At 62.9% G+C, this 14,539-nt stretch carries 10 protein-coding genes; 6 read left to right on the top strand and 4 right to left on the bottom strand.

The genetic code is table 11. The features are described 5' to 3' along the window. Window positions 1–187: 187 nt before the first annotated feature. Together EKH80_RS23255 and acnB are read right to left on the bottom strand one after the other, a co-directional pair. Window positions 188–1,084 carry a LysR family transcriptional regulator gene (locus tag EKH80_RS23255; RefSeq protein WP_126687190.1) on the bottom strand — a complete coding sequence of 299 codons (897 nt, stop codon included), beginning with the start codon at window positions 1,082–1,084 and terminating at the stop codon, window positions 188–190. Window positions 1,085–1,235: 151 nt separating this feature from the next. Continuing rightward, window positions 1,236–3,827, bottom strand: a complete 2,592-nt coding sequence (gene acnB, locus EKH80_RS23250; protein ID WP_126687189.1) for a bifunctional aconitate hydratase 2/2-methylisocitrate dehydratase — start codon at window positions 3,825–3,827, stop codon at window positions 1,236–1,238. A gap of 299 nt (window positions 3,828–4,126) precedes the next feature. On the opposite strand from acnB, the gene acnA reads away from it, so the two are divergent. Next, a complete protein-coding gene (gene acnA / locus EKH80_RS23245) occupies window positions 4,127–6,877 on the top strand; it encodes an aconitate hydratase AcnA (RefSeq protein WP_126687188.1) in 2,751 nt (916 codons plus the stop codon). A 234-nt stretch (window positions 6,878–7,111) separates the two neighbouring features. Here acnA and EKH80_RS23240 read toward each other — a convergent pair whose 3' ends face one another. Continuing rightward, a complete protein-coding gene (locus EKH80_RS23240) occupies window positions 7,112–7,546 on the bottom strand; it encodes a hypothetical protein (protein WP_126687187.1) in 435 nt (144 codons plus the stop codon). 150 nt (window positions 7,547–7,696) lie between these two features. Here EKH80_RS23240 and EKH80_RS23235 point away from each other — a divergent pair, with 150 nt between their 5' ends. Next, a complete protein-coding gene (locus EKH80_RS23235; RefSeq protein ID WP_126687186.1) occupies window positions 7,697–9,385 on the top strand; it encodes a long-chain-fatty-acid--CoA ligase in 1,689 nt (562 codons plus the stop codon). Between the two features lie 39 nt (window positions 9,386–9,424). Here EKH80_RS23235 and EKH80_RS23230 read toward each other — a convergent pair whose 3' ends face one another. Further along, window positions 9,425–9,796, bottom strand: coding sequence for a PilZ domain-containing protein (locus EKH80_RS23230; RefSeq protein WP_126687185.1), 372 nt, complete (start codon window positions 9,794–9,796; stop codon window positions 9,425–9,427). 886 nt (window positions 9,797–10,682) lie between these two features. Between EKH80_RS23230 and EKH80_RS23225 the strand changes: the two genes are divergently transcribed. The 4 genes from EKH80_RS23225 to arsC are packed head-to-tail and all read left to right on the top strand — an operon-like array spanning window position 10,683 to window position 14,308. Next, complete coding sequence (locus EKH80_RS23225) at window positions 10,683–11,615, top strand: segregation and condensation protein A (protein WP_126687184.1); 933 nt, start codon at window positions 10,683–10,685, stop codon at window positions 11,613–11,615. A 48-nt stretch (window positions 11,616–11,663) separates the two neighbouring features. Beyond that, window positions 11,664–12,593 carry an SMC-Scp complex subunit ScpB gene (gene scpB, locus EKH80_RS23220; protein ID WP_126687183.1) on the top strand — a complete coding sequence of 310 codons (930 nt, stop codon included), beginning with the start codon at window positions 11,664–11,666 and terminating at the stop codon, window positions 12,591–12,593. After that, on the top strand, window positions 12,590–13,957 hold the full coding sequence (locus tag EKH80_RS23215) for a pseudouridine synthase (RefSeq protein WP_126687182.1): 1,368 nt from the start codon (window positions 12,590–12,592) through the stop codon (window positions 13,955–13,957). The genes scpB and EKH80_RS23215 overlap by 4 nt, the downstream gene beginning before the upstream one ends. Window positions 13,958–13,963: 6 nt before the next feature. Next, complete coding sequence (gene arsC, locus EKH80_RS23210) at window positions 13,964–14,308, top strand: arsenate reductase (glutaredoxin) (RefSeq protein WP_126687181.1); 345 nt, start codon at window positions 13,964–13,966, stop codon at window positions 14,306–14,308. Window positions 14,309–14,539 lie beyond the last annotated feature (231 nt).

Below are 14,539 nucleotides of genomic sequence, written 5' to 3'. Positions count from 1 at the left end.
CATCAAGGCTCGCGATGGCCTCGCTCCGGCTGATGCACTTGGAGGTTGAATCTGCCGTTACTTTTCTTTGGGCCAGCAAAGAAAAGTGACTCGGTCCCTTTAGGGACCGAAAGCGCCGCAGGCAATGCTGCCAGTTACGACATACAGCAACCCTGCGACCAGGGGATGTTGGGGTTTGCACCCCAACCTACGGCTCGATCAGGTGCAGGCCAGGACGCTGCTTCGCCAGCTTGCGCAATAGATCTGCAAAGGCTTGCAGATTGTCATGCCATGGCGAGGCCTCACGCCAATACAGAGCAATCTCCCGGCCAGGCGCCTCGCCCTTGATCTTCGCCAGCGCGATGTCCGGCATCGAGGCGAGACGGTCGTGGGCAAGCGCGGGGACCAGCGCATGCCCACCCCGCAAGTTCACCAGCGCCGCGAGGCTTTCCAGGCTGACGTCCTGCACATAGCCTTCCCCGTTTGCGTGGCTTTCCGCCATCTGGATCGCTTGGGCTGCGTCCAGTTGCTCGATCGAGATGCTGCGTTTGCCGGCCAGTGGATGATCGGCGCGCAGCAGCACCTCCCACGGCTCGAAAAATAACGGGCACATCACCATGCCGCTCAACGAGGATGCCGGTGGTGCAAGCACCGCATCGAGTTCGCCTTCGTGCAGGCGGCGCAGCAAACCGCGCGGTTTGCCTTCCGACAAACTGAGTCGCGTACCCGGAAAATGCTGCGGAAAAGGTTCGATCAGATGCGGCAGCAAATAGGGCCCTAGCGTAGCCAGCACCCCCAGGCGTAACTCTCCACCGAACGCGGTTTCGCCCGCGCGCGCAGCCTGTTGCAGATGCTCGGCGGCGAGCAGCACGGCATCGATCTGCTCCAGCAGGCGTTGCCCGCCTGCCGTAGGTACCACGCGTCGCCCGCCACGCTCGAACAGCGGTGCGCCGAGTGCCTGCTCCACTTTCTGCACCTGATGCGACAGGCCGGAAGGACTGATGTGCATAGCTCGGGCCGCGCTGTTGAAGCTGCCGTGGCGATGCACAGCCTGCACCAGGATCAGGTCGCGTAGCGAGACGGCGGACAAATGGGAGGAGATCATGGCGCAAGCATAAACGACGAAGCCCGGCATGGGCCGGGCTTCGCGTAGGCTGGGATGACAATCCCAGCTTTCCATGCAGCATCCCAATGCTGGGATTTCATCCCAGCCTACCCCCTCCCAGAAGGGAGAGAGATTGTTCGATGCATGCTGCTTAGGCTTCGACGGTATCGGCCACTTCCTTGAAATCGGCGATCTGGTCGAAGTTCATGTAGCGATAGATCTTCTCGCCATTGGCGTTGATCACGCCGATGTCGGCCAGGTATTCCTCGCGCGTCGGGATGCGGCCAAGGCGTGAGCAGATCGCAGCGAGCTCCGCCGAACCCAGGTACACATTGGTGTTCTTGCCCAGGCGGTTCGGGAAGTTGCGGGTGGAGGTGGAGAACACCGTGGCCCCTTCGCGTGCCTGCGCCTGGTTGCCCATGCACAGCGAGCAGCCCGGCATTTCCATGCGCGCGCCGGCGGTGCCAAGCACGCCGTAGTGGCCTTCCTCGGTGAGCTGCTTCTGATCCATCTTGGTCGGCGGAGCCACCCACAGGCGCGTGGGAATATCGCGCTTGCCTTCCAGCAGCTTCGAAGCCGCGCGGAAGTGTCCGATGTTGGTCATGCACGAACCGATGAACACCTCGTCGATCTTCGCACCGGCCACGTCGGACAGCGTCTTGACGTCGTCCGGGTCGTTCGGGCACGCCACGATCGGCTCGTGGATCTGGTTGAGGTCGATCTCGATCACGGCGGCGTATTCGGCGTCCTTGTCGGCATCGAGCAGCTGCGGGTTGGCCAGCCACGCTTCCATCGCCTTGATGCGGCGCTGCAGGCTGCGGGCATCCTGATAGCCCTGCGCGATCATGTACTTCAGCAGCGTGATGTTGCTGTTCAAGTATTCGATGATCGGCGCCTGGTTGAGCTTCACCGTGCAGCCGGCAGCGGAGCGCTCGGCGGACGCATCGGACAGCTCGAACGCCTGCTCCACCTTCAGGTCGGGCAGGCCTTCGATTTCAAGGATGCGGCCGGAGAAGATGTTCTGCTTGCCCTGCTTGGCCACGGTGAGCAGGCCTTGCTTGATGGCATACAGCGGAATGGCGTTGACCAGGTCGCGCAGCGTCACGCCCGGCTGCAGTTCGCCCTTGAAGCGCACCAGCACCGATTCGGGCATGTCCAGCGGCATCACGCCCGTGGCCGCGGCAAACGCCACCAGGCCGGAACCGGCCGGGAACGAAATGCCTATCGGGAAGCGCGTATGGCTGTCGCCGCCGGTGCCTACTGTATCGGGCAGCAGCATGCGGTTGAGCCAGGAGTGGATCACACCGTCGCCCGGACGCAGGCTGATGCCACCGCGCGTCGAGATGAAGGCCGGCAGTTCATGGTGCGTCTTCACGTCCACGGGCTTCGGATAGGCCGCGGTGTGGCAGAAGGACTGCATCACCAGGTCGGCGGAGAAGCCCAGACAGGCCAGGTCTTTCAGCTCGTCGCGGGTCATCGGGCCGGTGGTGTCCTGCGAACCCACCGAGGTCATCCTCGGCTCGCAGTAGGTACCCGGACGCACCCCCTGGCCTTCCGACAGGCCACAGGCACGGCCGACCATTTTCTGCGCCAGCGTGTAGCCCTTGCCACTGTCGGCCGGACTCTGCGGCAGGCGGAACAGCGTGGAGGGCGCCAGACCCAGCGCCTCGCGCGCCTTGGCGGTGAGGCCACGGCCGATGATCAGCGGAATGCGGCCACCAGCGCGCACCTCGTCGAACAGCACGTCGGACTTCACCTTGAACTCGGCGATCACTGCGCCGTTCTTCAGCGCCTTGCCTTCGTAGGGACGCAGCTCGATCACGTCGCCCATGTCCATGCTGGAAACGTCCAGCTCGATCGGCAGCGCGCCGGCATCTTCCATGGTGTTGTAGAAGATCGGTGCGATCTTGCTGCCCAGGCACACGCCGCCATAGCGCTTGTTCGGAATGAAGGGAATATCCTCGCCCGTCCACCACAGCACGGAATTGGTCGCGGACTTGCGGCTGGAGCCGGTGCCGACCACATCGCCCACATAGGCCACCAGATGGCCTTGCTGCTTGAGGTCCTGAATCAGCGTGATCGGCCCGCGCTTGCCGTCCTCTTCCGGCTGGAACGCCGCGCCTTCGCGCTTGTTCTTCAGCATGGCGAGTGCGTGCAGCGGGATGTCCGGGCGCGTGGTGGCGTCGGGCGCCGGGGAAAGATCGTCGGTGTTGGTCTCGCCCGGCACCTTGAACACGGTGATGGTGAGGCTCTGCGGAACTTCCGGACGGCTGGTGAACCACTCGGCATCGGCCCAGCTTTGCAGCACCGCCTTGGCATTGGCGTTGCCCTTGTCGGCCCGCTCCTTGACATCGTGGAAGGCGTCGAACACCAACAAAGTCTTCTTCAGCGCATCGGCTGCGATCCCGCCCACCTGGGCGTCATCCAGCAGTTCGACCAGCGGATGGATGTTGTAGCCGCCAAGCATGGTGCCCAGCAGTTCCGTCGCCTTCTCGCGGCTGATCAGCGCGCATTTTTCAGTGCCGAAGGCCACGGCAGCGAGATAGGACGCCTTGACCTTGGCGGCATCGTCCACGCCGGCCGGCACACGGTGGGTGATCAGGTCGACCAGGAAGGTCTCTTCGCCCGCGGGCGGGTTCTTCAGCAGTTCGACCAAGCCGGCCGTCTGCTGGGCTGACAGCGGCAGCGGGGGAACGCCCAGCGCGGCGCGCTCGGCAACGTGTTGGCGATAGGCGTTGAGCATGCGATCGGATCCTTCGGGATGGCGTTTGCCGTGGGCAGCCCTCACCCGAAAGGGGGGCTGCGAAGCCGCCTATTTTGCCAGCCGCCGCCAAAGTGCAGCAACGTCAAGCTGTTTCCGCCTGCGTTCGAAATCTTGCAATGCCGGCGCAACTTGCATGGTCAAGGATTTGGCTCAAACTTCACGGCAGCCCCAAGCCGGAACGCCTTCCCTTCTTGCAATTCCCCTAACGCCCGCTGCTTTAGCATCCCAAGCCTTACGCCGCGCGCGCCTCCAAGTCTTCATGCAACAGGAGTTACCCCATGCTGGACTCATTCGCCACCCGCGATACCCTCAAAGTCAACGGCAGCACCTACCAGATCGCCAGCCTCGCCAAACTGGGCCAGCGCTTCGATCTGAAGCAGCTGCCTTATTCGATGAAGATCCTGCTGGAAAACCTGCTGCGCCACGAGGACGGCGTCAACGTCACCAAGAGGGAAATCGAGGCGGTCGCCCAGTGGAATCCCAAGGCGGAGCCGGATACGGAAATTGCCTTCATGCCCGCGCGCGTGGTGCTGCAAGACTTCACTGGGGTGCCCTGCGTGGTGGACCTGGCCGCGATGCGCGATGCGGTGGTAAAGCTGGGCGGCGATGCCAAGCAGATCAACCCGCTCGCCCCGGCCGAGCTGGTGATCGACCATTCGGTGCAGGTCGACGTGTTCGGCTCGCCGGCGGCGCTGGAAAAGAACGTCGAAATCGAATTCGAGCGCAATCACGAGCGCTATGCGTTTTTGCGCTGGGGCCAGAAAGCCTTCAACAATTTCAAGGTGGTGCCGCCGCGCACCGGCATCGTGCATCAGGTGAACCTGGAGCATCTGGCGCGCGTGGTGTTCACCGGCAGCAAGGACGGCGCGGACTGGGCCTATCCCGATACCGTGTTCGGCACCGACTCGCACACCACCATGGTCAACGGACTGGGCGTGCTGGGCTGGGGCGTGGGCGGCATCGAGGCGGAAGCGGCAATGCTTGGACAGCCGTCCTCGATGCTGATCCCGCAGGTGGTGGGCTTCAAGCTCAACGGCAAGCTGCCTGAAGGGGTGACGGCCACCGACCTGGTGCTGACCGTGACGCAGATGCTGCGCAAGCTCGGCGTGGTCGGCAAGTTCGTGGAATTCTTCGGCGACGGCCTCCAGCACCTGCCGCTCGCCGATCGCGCCACGATCGGCAACATGGCGCCGGAATACGGCGCGACTTGCGGCATCTTCCCGATCGACCAGGAGGCGCTGAACTATCTGCGCCTGTCCGGCCGCGGCGAAGACCAGATCGACCTGGTGAAGGCGTATGCCCAGGCGCAAGGACTGTGGCACGACGAGAACACGCCGCATCCGCAGTTCTCCACCACCCTGGAACTCGATCTTGCCGACGTGAAACCTTCGCTGGCCGGCCCCAAGCGCCCGCAGGATCGCGTGCTGCTCGAAGACGTGAAGAAGAGCTATCAAGATGCCCTTGCCGCGCTTACTGCCAACCGTAAAAACGGCGCCTCAGAACGCGCCGAGGCGCGCCTTGCCGGCGAAGGCGGCGGTACCGCCGTAGGCCATGACGCCAGCGCGCTGGCGCAAGGTCCGCATGTATCGATGAACGGCGAGAACTTCCATCTGCACGATGGCGCCGTGGTGATAGCCGCGATCACTTCGTGCACCAACACATCCAATCCGGCCGTCATGCTGGGCGCCGGCCTGGTTGCCAAGAAGGCCTCCGAGAAAGGCTTGAAGGCCAAGCCGTGGGTGAAGACCTCGCTCGCGCCCGGCTCGCTGGTGGTGACCGACTATCTGGAAAAAACCGGCCTGTTGAAGGAGCTGGAAAAGGTCGGCTTCTACCTCGTCGGCTACGGCTGCACCACTTGCATCGGCAATTCCGGTCCCTTGCCGCAGGAAATCAGCAAGGGGATTGCCGAAGGCGATCTCGCCGTCGCTTCCGTGCTTTCCGGCAATCGCAACTTCGAAGGCCGCGTGCATCCGGAAGTGAAGATGAACTACCTGGCCTCACCGCCGCTGGTGGTGGCCTACGCACTAGCCGGTTCGTTGGACATCAATCTCGCCACCGATCCGCTGGGGTCGGGCAGCGACGGCAAGCCGGTGTACTTGAAGGACATCTGGCCGAGCAACCAGGAAATCTCCAATGTCATCGCCGGTGCGGTCAGCCCGGAGATGTTCAAGAAGAACTACGCCGATGTGTTCAAGGGCGACAGCCGCTGGAACAGCATCCCTTCGCCGGAAGGTGCGGTGTACCAGTGGGCCGAATCCACCTATATCAAGAACCCGCCCTACTTCGAAGGCATGACCATGGAGACGGGCCGGATCGAAGACATCCACGGCGCGCGCGTGCTTGGCCTGTTCGGCGATTCGATCACCACCGATCACATTTCGCCCGCCGGCTCCATCAAGAAGGACAGCCCCGCCGGCCGCTTCCTGATCGCCAAGGGCGTTGAGCCGAAGGACTTCAATTCGTACGGTTCGCGCCGTGGCAACGACGACGTGATGGTGCGCGGCACCTTCGCCAATATCCGCATCAAGAACCTGATGCTGGACGGCGTGGAGGGCGGTTACACGCTGTATGTGCCCAGCGGCGAGCAGATGGCCATCTACGATGCCGCGATGAAGTACAAAGCCGATCGCACGCCGCTGGTGGTGATCGCCGGCAAGGAATACGGCACCGGTTCCTCACGCGACTGGGCTGCCAAGGGCACGCTGCTGCTCGGGGTGAAAGCCGTCATGGCGGAAAGCTTCGAGCGCATCCACCGCTCCAACCTGGTCGGCATGGGCGTGCTGCCGCTGCAGTTCAAGGATGGCGAAAATGCAAAGTCGCTGGGCCTGACCGGCAAGGAGACCTTCGAGATCACCGGCTTGCAGGACGGTTACGCGAAGGAAGCCAAGGTGGTGGCCAAGGGCGAGCACGGCGAAATAACCTTCACCGTGAAGGTGCTGCTGCTTACGCCGAAGGAACGGGAGTTCTTCCGGCACGGCGGCATCTTGCAGTACGTGCTGCGGCAGTTGGCCGGCAAGAAAGCGGCCTGATGAAAGCTGGCTCCCTCCTCTGCTTGCACCTGATTAAGAGCGTCGAGTCTCAGCTGCTTGGTAAGAAGTTCCCTCCCCTGCTTGCAGGGGAGGGATAGGGTGGGGTTGCACGAGCTTGCCAGCGTGTTTGAGTTCACCGCGAGGTTGCTTCACCCCACCCCAGCCCTCCCCTACTACACGTAGGGGAGGGAGCAGATCTCAGCAATCGGACAAATCATTAAGATTCGAACGAACTCAAAGCTGCTGCGTCCACGTCGCGCTATAGCAGCGCCAGTCACGCCCTTCCCTGCGCCACGCGGTTTCCACCTGGTAGACGCCCAGTTGCGATGGAAACAATTTCCCACCGCTGGTCAGGGTCACGCTAAAGCTAGCCACAAATCGCTCGCCACGCGGCTGCACATCCACCGGCCCGAGCACAGCATGCAGCGTCTCGCCCCGAAACCTCGCTGCGCGCAGCAGGTTGGCGATGTCCTGGCTGGTCATCGAGCCACCGTTGCCATCGAAATCATCGGTAAGCGGCTTGATGACCGCCGTTGCGTCCACTTGCTCGGCAGCCTGGGCCGCCTTGTCGATGGCTTGCCGAATCAGCACCTCATCCGGCGCGCGATGGCACCCTGCGACGGCCAGCGTCAATAGGGCGATGTACGAAAATCGGTACAGAAAATTCATGCCTGGCATCCACTGGCTTTCCCTTGGGAGACCTCGCTGCGACGCGGCTTGCCGCTGTACGCCGGCGTATGCTCCAATGCCTCGCCGTCATGATGCCTGATGCGCGCGCTCGTCACCATTGGCATTAATTCATGGAGCTTGGAATCGAACATGAGCAATCAGCACCCGTGGCTGAGTCACTACCCGGATGGCGTACCCGCGCAAATCGATGTAAACCAGTACGCCTCGGTGGTCGCCGTACTGGAGGAAGCCTTTGGGCGCTATCGCGAGCGTGACGCTTTCTCCAGCTTCGGCAAGCGGCTGAGCTATGACGATATCGACACGCTGAGCCGGCAGTTCGCCGCTTATCTCACAGGCGAGCTGAAGCTCTCCAAGGGCGACCGCGTCGCGATCATGCTGCCGAACATCCTGCAGTATCCGATCGCCCTGTTCGGCGCGTTGCGCGCCGGCATGGTGGTGGTGAACACCAATCCGATGTACACCGCTCGCGAACTCAAGCATCAGCTGGAAGATTCCGGTGCGGCCGCCATCGTCGTGCTGGACAACTTCGCTGCGACCTTGCAGCAGGTGTTGGCCGAAACCCAGGTGAAGCACATCGTCACCACCGGCATCGGCGATTTGCTAGGTCCCAAAGGCGTACTGATCAACTTCGTGCTCAAGCACGTCAAGAAGATGGTACCGCCCTACTCGCTGCCGCACGCGGTGCGTTTCAAGGATGCGTTGGTCGCGGGCGCGAAGCACGCGGCGCCGAAGCCTTCCATCACGCATGAAGACATTGCTTTTCTGCAATACACCGGCGGCACCACCGGGGTGGCCAAAGGTGCCATGCTCACGCACGGCAATATGGTGGCGAACATGATGCAGGCCGGCGCCTGGATCGGCGCGAACCTCAGGCAGGAACGCGAGATCGTCATCACCGCCCTGCCGCTGTATCACATCTTCTCGCTGACCGCGAACGGCCTGGTGTTCATGCGCCTGGGCGGCCTGAATATCCTCATCACCAATCCGCGCGACATGCCGGCCTTCGTGAAGGAATTGCGCAACTCGCGCTTCTCGGTGATCACCGGCGTCAACACGTTATTCAACGGCCTGCTCAACACGCCGGGCTTTGAGAGCGTGGATTTTTCCAATCTTCGCCTGAGCCTGGGCGGCGGCATGGCCGTGCAACGCGCAGTGGCCGAGCGTTGGAAGAAGGTCACCGGCTGCACCCTGGCCGAAGCCTATGGGCTTACCGAAACTTCGCCCGCGGCCTGCATCAATCCGCTGGACTTGAAGGAGTACAACGGCTCGATCGGATTACCGATTTCCTCCACCGAGGTGGCGATCTGGTCCGAGGACAATCAGCCCTTAGGGCTCGGCGAAGTGGGCGAGCTGATGGTGCACGGCCCGCAAGTGATGAAGGGCTACTGGCAGCGTCCCGACGAAACCGCCAAGGTGCTCACGGCGGATGGCTGGCTGCACACCGGCGACATCGCCAAGATGGATGAAAACGGCTACGTCTATATCGTCGACCGCAAGAAGGACATGATCCTGGTGTCCGGCTTCAACGTGTACCCGAACGAGATCGAGGATACCGTGATGAAGCATCCGGGCGTGGCCGAGGTTGCCGCCATCGGCATTCCCGACGAACACTCCGGGGAAGCCGTCAAGCTGTTCGTGGTGCGCAAGGATCCGAACCTCACCGTAGATGAGCTCAAGCAGTTCTGCCGGGAGAACTTCACCGGCTACAAACGTCCGAAGAGCATCGAATTCCGCGATGCGCTGCCCAAGAGCAATGTAGGCAAGATCCTGCGGCGCGAGCTGCGGGACGAGAAGAAGCCTTCAGCTGTTGCCGGGTAGGCTCAGGATGCCATCGCAGGTTGGGGTGCCAACCCCAACCTACTCGTGGTGCCACATCTCCAGAATGTCGGCGTAGCCGCCCAGCAGGTTCCACAGCGGCACCTGCTTGTCCTCCGGAATGTGCGTGTAGGCAAATCCGATGTGCCGTTCCGACACGCGCGCCACCTTCGCCTCCAGGTGGATATGCAGGTCGCCGCCGAAGATCATGTCCAGTACCCAGCTCTGGCCCGCCTTTCCGTTCCAGCCGCTCGGGCGACGCAACAAGGCGCCGGTCGCCGAGATATCGATCAGGTCGGTGCTATGGGATTCCTCGCCGTGACTCATCAATACCGTGGTCTTGATGCGCATGCGCGCGGGGCGCAAATGCTCCCCATCGGAACCGTCCGTCGCGTGCCCATCTTTTGTCGTCATCTTTTTCATCTCCCAACCACCCCGACGCCGACGCGGCGCCCAGATCCGATCCTGCGTAGCGATGAACCCGGACCTCCCGGCAGCTTCGTCACTCGTCGGGCACCAGCGTAGTCCTAACTGGCGTCCCCCGGATGCGCTCATATGATGAAGCAAGCCACATGCCACTGCTACAGCCGCGTTTCATTGCTGAATCAGGCGTGTTGCAGCCGCGTCAGGGCGCCGCCGCCGCCGCATAGGGTCACATGCTGCCGCAGCCCGGGAGTTCCTGTCGGCAGGGCCTGGGGATGCCCAGATCTATTCGTCCCCGTCACTGCTTTGTGCCGCGCGCCCCGCCCTGCGGGCCCTCTGGACGTCATGCCGGGCACTTGGAATAGATCAGAGCATCCCTGGATGCGGCCTGGATTCCCCGGGCAGGCTTTGACAACCCGTTACCGCGGCTGAAGCCTTCGCTAGACATGCCGCAGCCGTGACGCTAATCTGTAACTGCGCGTGGAGCCATGCACGGATGATCGCCGGGAACCCCGGCCGAAATGGCTCTCACCCGATGTGCTCAGCCGACCTTTGCGAATCGCGGGCGACGCCAGCGGCGTTACGCCGGTTCATACCCGGTCGTATCAGTGACACAGGTATCCGTTACCGACCGGCCTCCGGCGGCTGCCAGCCTGACACGAACCACGACCGTGGGGTCCGTCAGGCGTTGGGTTCATCAGGACCGGCATCGCGGGAAACCGCGCGCTTGGCGGGCATCGCGCAGATGAGCTTTATCGGAATCGCCTCAAACACCTGAGGCCTTCCAGGCAGGAACTCTTAGGTTTCCATGTGGGAGAGAGTTTCGAGTCGTCAACAGAACGCCAGCCCCCATGGGGCGGATCAACGACATGCATTGATGAGCACTGAGCCAACCGAGTCTCAGCCTGTACTAGCAACGCAAGACGCGTTCGCGGGAGTTCCGCAGCAGCAGGAAATGCCGCTGGCCATCGTGCGCGGCGAACCCATCCTGCAGATGCCGCAGGATCTGTACATTCCTCCGGATGCGCTGGAAGTGATCCTGGAGGCGTTCGAAGGGCCGCTGGATCTGTTGCTGTATCTGATCCGCCGGCAGAATCTGGACATTCTCGATATTCCGATTGCCGAAATCACCCGGCAGTACATGGAATACATCGACATGATGCGCGACGTGATGCGCCTGGAGCTGGCCGCCGAATACCTGCTGATGGCGGCGATTCTGGCCGAAATCAAATCGCGGCTGCTGCTGCCACGCCCGCCCACGGAAGAAGGCCTGGAGGAAGACCCCCGCGCCGAACTGGTGCGCCGGCTGCAAGAGTACGAACGCTTCAAGAAGGCCGCGGAGGACATCGAAGCCCTGCCCCGCCTGGAACGCGACACGGTGCTGGCGCAGGCCGACGCGGGTGAGCGCAACGTGGTGAAGCTGCCGCCGCCGCTGGATCTGAAGGAAATGCTGCTGGCCCTGAAAGACGTGCTGCACCGGGCCGAATTGTTCGGGCATCACGCGATCAAGCGCGAGGCGCTAAGTGTGCGCCAGCGCATGGGCGAACTGCTCAGCCGCCTGGACGGCGACCAGTTCCACCGCTTCGAAACGCTGTTCGACGCGAGCGAAGGACGCCTGGGCGTGGTGGTCACCTTCCTGGCCATGCTGGAGCTGGCCAAGGAGTTTCTGGTCAGTATCGTGCAGGAAGAACCGCTGGCGCCGATCTACGTGAAAGCCAACGCTTCCTCGGCCCACGAAGAAACCGTAATGGAGGACACCGGTGGCAACGATTTGTTCGAGGAACCGAATGCCGCCTACGGTGGCGAGTAACCGACAGCAACAAGAGCGCAACTGCAATGGACACCCGATCCTAAGGCTATGCAGATCGAGCAACTCAAACCGATTATCGAAGCCGCCCTGCTGGCCGCCAGCCAGCCGTTGGGCGTGGCGCAGCTGGGCGAGCTGTTCGTCGAGGAAGACGAGGTCGACCGTGCGCAAATCGCCATGGCGCTCGAGCAACTGGCCGAGGATAGCCAGGGTCGCGGCGTGGAACTGAAGGAGGTCGCCTCCGGCTTCCGTTACCAGGTACGGCAGGACGTATACCCCTGGGTGTCGCGCATGTGGTCGGAAAAACCCAGCCGCTACTCGCGCGCCCTGCTGGAGACGCTGGCGTTGATCGCCTACCGGCAACCCATCACGAGGCCGGAAATCGAGCAGATCCGCGGCGTGGTAGTGTCTTCCAACATCGTCAAGACACTGGAAGAGCGCGAATGGGTCCGCGTCGTCGGCCACCGCGACGTACCCGGCAAGCCGGCCCTGTACGGCACCACCCGCGCCTTCCTCGACTACTTCAACCTCAAATCGCTGGACGAGCTGCCGCCACTGTCCGAAATCCGCGACATGGAAGACCCGCAGCTGCGCCTGGACAACGAACCCGTTCCACCCCGGCCCATACGCGATCTGCCGATCGACCCGGAGGCTGAAGAAGCCGATGCGTTCGTCGGCGAAACACACGCCGAAGAAGAAGAAGAACGCTCCGAGCAGGAACCGGTCGACGCCGAGCATTACGTGACGCCGACCGACGAAGCATTGCCGGACCAGGGTCAGCAGCATCCGGAACCTCCACCCCACGCAGAACCCTCCGCAGAATCCACCGAAGCAGTCCCGTCCCATTCCGGCGAATTCGCTGACGAAGCGAACGCCGTCACCGAAACTGAAACCCATCCTTCCACTGCCGATGAGGCAGCGAATCCCGCGGACGCCGCTGAAGGCGCCGCCGAGCAAGACACCGAGGAGTACCGCGCATGAATGCGCCACAAAAATCCGTATTGAGCCTCAAGCGCGCCACGCCGCCTGAGAACACCCCGCAAATCGAAGAGCGCCTGCACAAAGTGCTCGCCAACGCCGGGCTTGGCTCGCGCCGCATGCTGGAGCAACGCATCCAGGCCGGTGAGGTCGAAGTAAACGGCGGTCCTGCCACCATCGGCGCCAGCGTGCGCGCCGGCGATCGCGTCGTGATCGACGGCAAGCAATTCGTGGTCGCCACCGACAGCCGCGATGATGCCGAAGTACTGGTCTATCACAAGCCCGAAGGCGTGGTGACCACGCGCGAAGACCCCGAAGGCCGCCCCACCGTGTTCGAACAGCTGCCGCGACTGAAAGGTGCGCGCTGGGTCGCCGTGGGCCGCCTGGACATCAACACTACCGGCCTATTGCTGCTGACCACCGACGGCGACCTCGCCAACGCGCTGATGCATCCGCGTAGCGGCCTGGAGCGCGAATACTTGTGCCGCGTGCACGGCGAAGTGCCCGACGAAGTGATCGAAAAGCTCAAGGCCGGCGTGGAGCTCGAAGACGGTCCCGCCCGCTTCGACGAAATCGCCGTCATCAGTCGCGGCGGCAGCCATAGCTGGTTCCGCGTGGTGATTCGCGAAGGCCGCAACCGCGAAGTGCGTCGCCTGTGGGATTCGCAGGGTTTCCTGGTCAGCCGCCTGAAGCGCATTCGCTACGGCAGCACCGAGCTGCCTCGCATGTTGCGCCGCGGCGATTGCGAAGCGCTTAACGAAGATGCCGTAAAAGAGCTGCGCAAATCGGCCGGCCTTGGCGCCCCGCAACCGGTGCTCACCTTGAGCCCCGTGCTGCACCAGCGCCGCGCGCCGCGCAACGTCGTCGAATATCGCCCGGAAAAGAGTGGCACCGCGGCATGGAGCGGCGGCTATCACGACGAAGCCCGCGAGCTGCGTGCCTTCGACCGTATCCGCGAAGAGCCTGCACGCGGCAAGCAGAAGCGCCGCCCGAATCCGAATCGCGAAGTGAACGGCAACGTGGCCGTACCGGATCGCCAACAGAAGGCACACGGCAAGAAGAAGCGCGGCATCGGCCCCGGCCAGGAACTACCGCCCGCCCGCACCTGGTTTGCCGGCGAGACGCGCGAAGGCGGCCGCAGCCATGGCGGCGGCCAGGCGCAAGGCAATCGTCGTGGTGGCGGCGGCTCGAACAGTCCGTACGGCGGCTTCAATGCCGGTGGCGGCAGCGGCAATCGCAATAGCCGTGGTGGCGGTGGCAATCGTCCAACGGGTGGCGGAAATCGCCCGAGTGGTGGCCGCCCTCAGCGCGGCAATCGTCCGCACGGCCAGGGTGGCGGTGGCGGCAATCGTTCCGGCAATCGCTGATTCTTGATGATACGCATCTATCACAACAGCCGCTGCTCGAAATCGCGCGGTGCGCTTGCCTTGCTGGAGCAGCACGGCAAGCCGTTCGAGGTCATCAACTATCTCGAAACGCCACCCAGCGACGCTGAGCTGAAAGCACTGCTCTTGCAGCTCGGCGTCACCGCGCGGCAATTGCTACGCACGGGTGAGGACGAGTATCAGCAGTTGGGGCTCGATGATCCATCGCTCGACGAGGAAACGCTGATCGCTGCGATGGTGAAGCATCCGCGGCTGATCGAGCGGCCTATCGTCGTCGCCAACGGCAAGGCGGTGATTGGGCGTCCGCCTGAGAGGGTGTTGGAGATCCTGTAGGGGTTCACGTAGGTTGGGGTGTAAATCCCCAACGGCCCCATTTTTCGTCGTCGCACGGTTGCTGCATGTCGTAGGTTGAACCATTGCCTGCGGCGCTTTCGGACGCCGTAGGCGCCCGAGTCATTTTTCTTTGCGGGCCCAAAGAAAAGTAACGGCAGATTCAACCTCCAAGTGCATCAGCCGGAGCGAGGCCATCGCGAGCCTTGATGTAATGCTCAAAGAAGATCTCCG

The sequence above is a fragment of the Dyella choica genome (genome assembly GCF_003977665.1).
In the GTDB taxonomy this organism is placed as follows: Bacteria; Pseudomonadota; Gammaproteobacteria; order Xanthomonadales; family Rhodanobacteraceae; genus Dyella_B; species Dyella_B choica.
This window is presented reverse-complemented; position numbering and strand designations above follow the sequence as displayed.

Bases quoted from the DNA above. Each gene is read 5' to 3' on its own strand.
- EKH80_RS23255 (WP_126687190.1), bottom strand. From the start codon at position 1,084: ATGATCTCCTCCCATTTGTCCGCCGTCTCGCTACGCGACCTGATCCTG.
- acnB (WP_126687189.1), bottom strand. From the start codon at position 3,827: ATGCTCAACGCCTATCGCCAACACGTTGCCGAGCGCGCCGCGCTGGGC.
- acnA (WP_126687188.1), top strand. From the start codon at position 4,127: ATGCTGGACTCATTCGCCACCCGCGATACCCTCAAAGTCAACGGCAGC.
- EKH80_RS23240 (WP_126687187.1), bottom strand. From the start codon at position 7,546: ATGAATTTTCTGTACCGATTTTCGTACATCGCCCTATTGACGCTGGCC.
- EKH80_RS23235 (WP_126687186.1), top strand. From the start codon at position 7,697: ATGAGCAATCAGCACCCGTGGCTGAGTCACTACCCGGATGGCGTACCC.
- EKH80_RS23230 (WP_126687185.1), bottom strand. From the start codon at position 9,796: ATGACGACAAAAGATGGGCACGCGACGGACGGTTCCGATGGGGAGCAT.
- EKH80_RS23225 (WP_126687184.1), top strand. From the start codon at position 10,683: ATGAGCACTGAGCCAACCGAGTCTCAGCCTGTACTAGCAACGCAAGAC.
- scpB (WP_126687183.1), top strand. From the start codon at position 11,664: ATGCAGATCGAGCAACTCAAACCGATTATCGAAGCCGCCCTGCTGGCC.
- EKH80_RS23215 (WP_126687182.1), top strand. From the start codon at position 12,590: ATGAATGCGCCACAAAAATCCGTATTGAGCCTCAAGCGCGCCACGCCG.
- arsC (WP_126687181.1), top strand. From the start codon at position 13,964: ATGATACGCATCTATCACAACAGCCGCTGCTCGAAATCGCGCGGTGCG.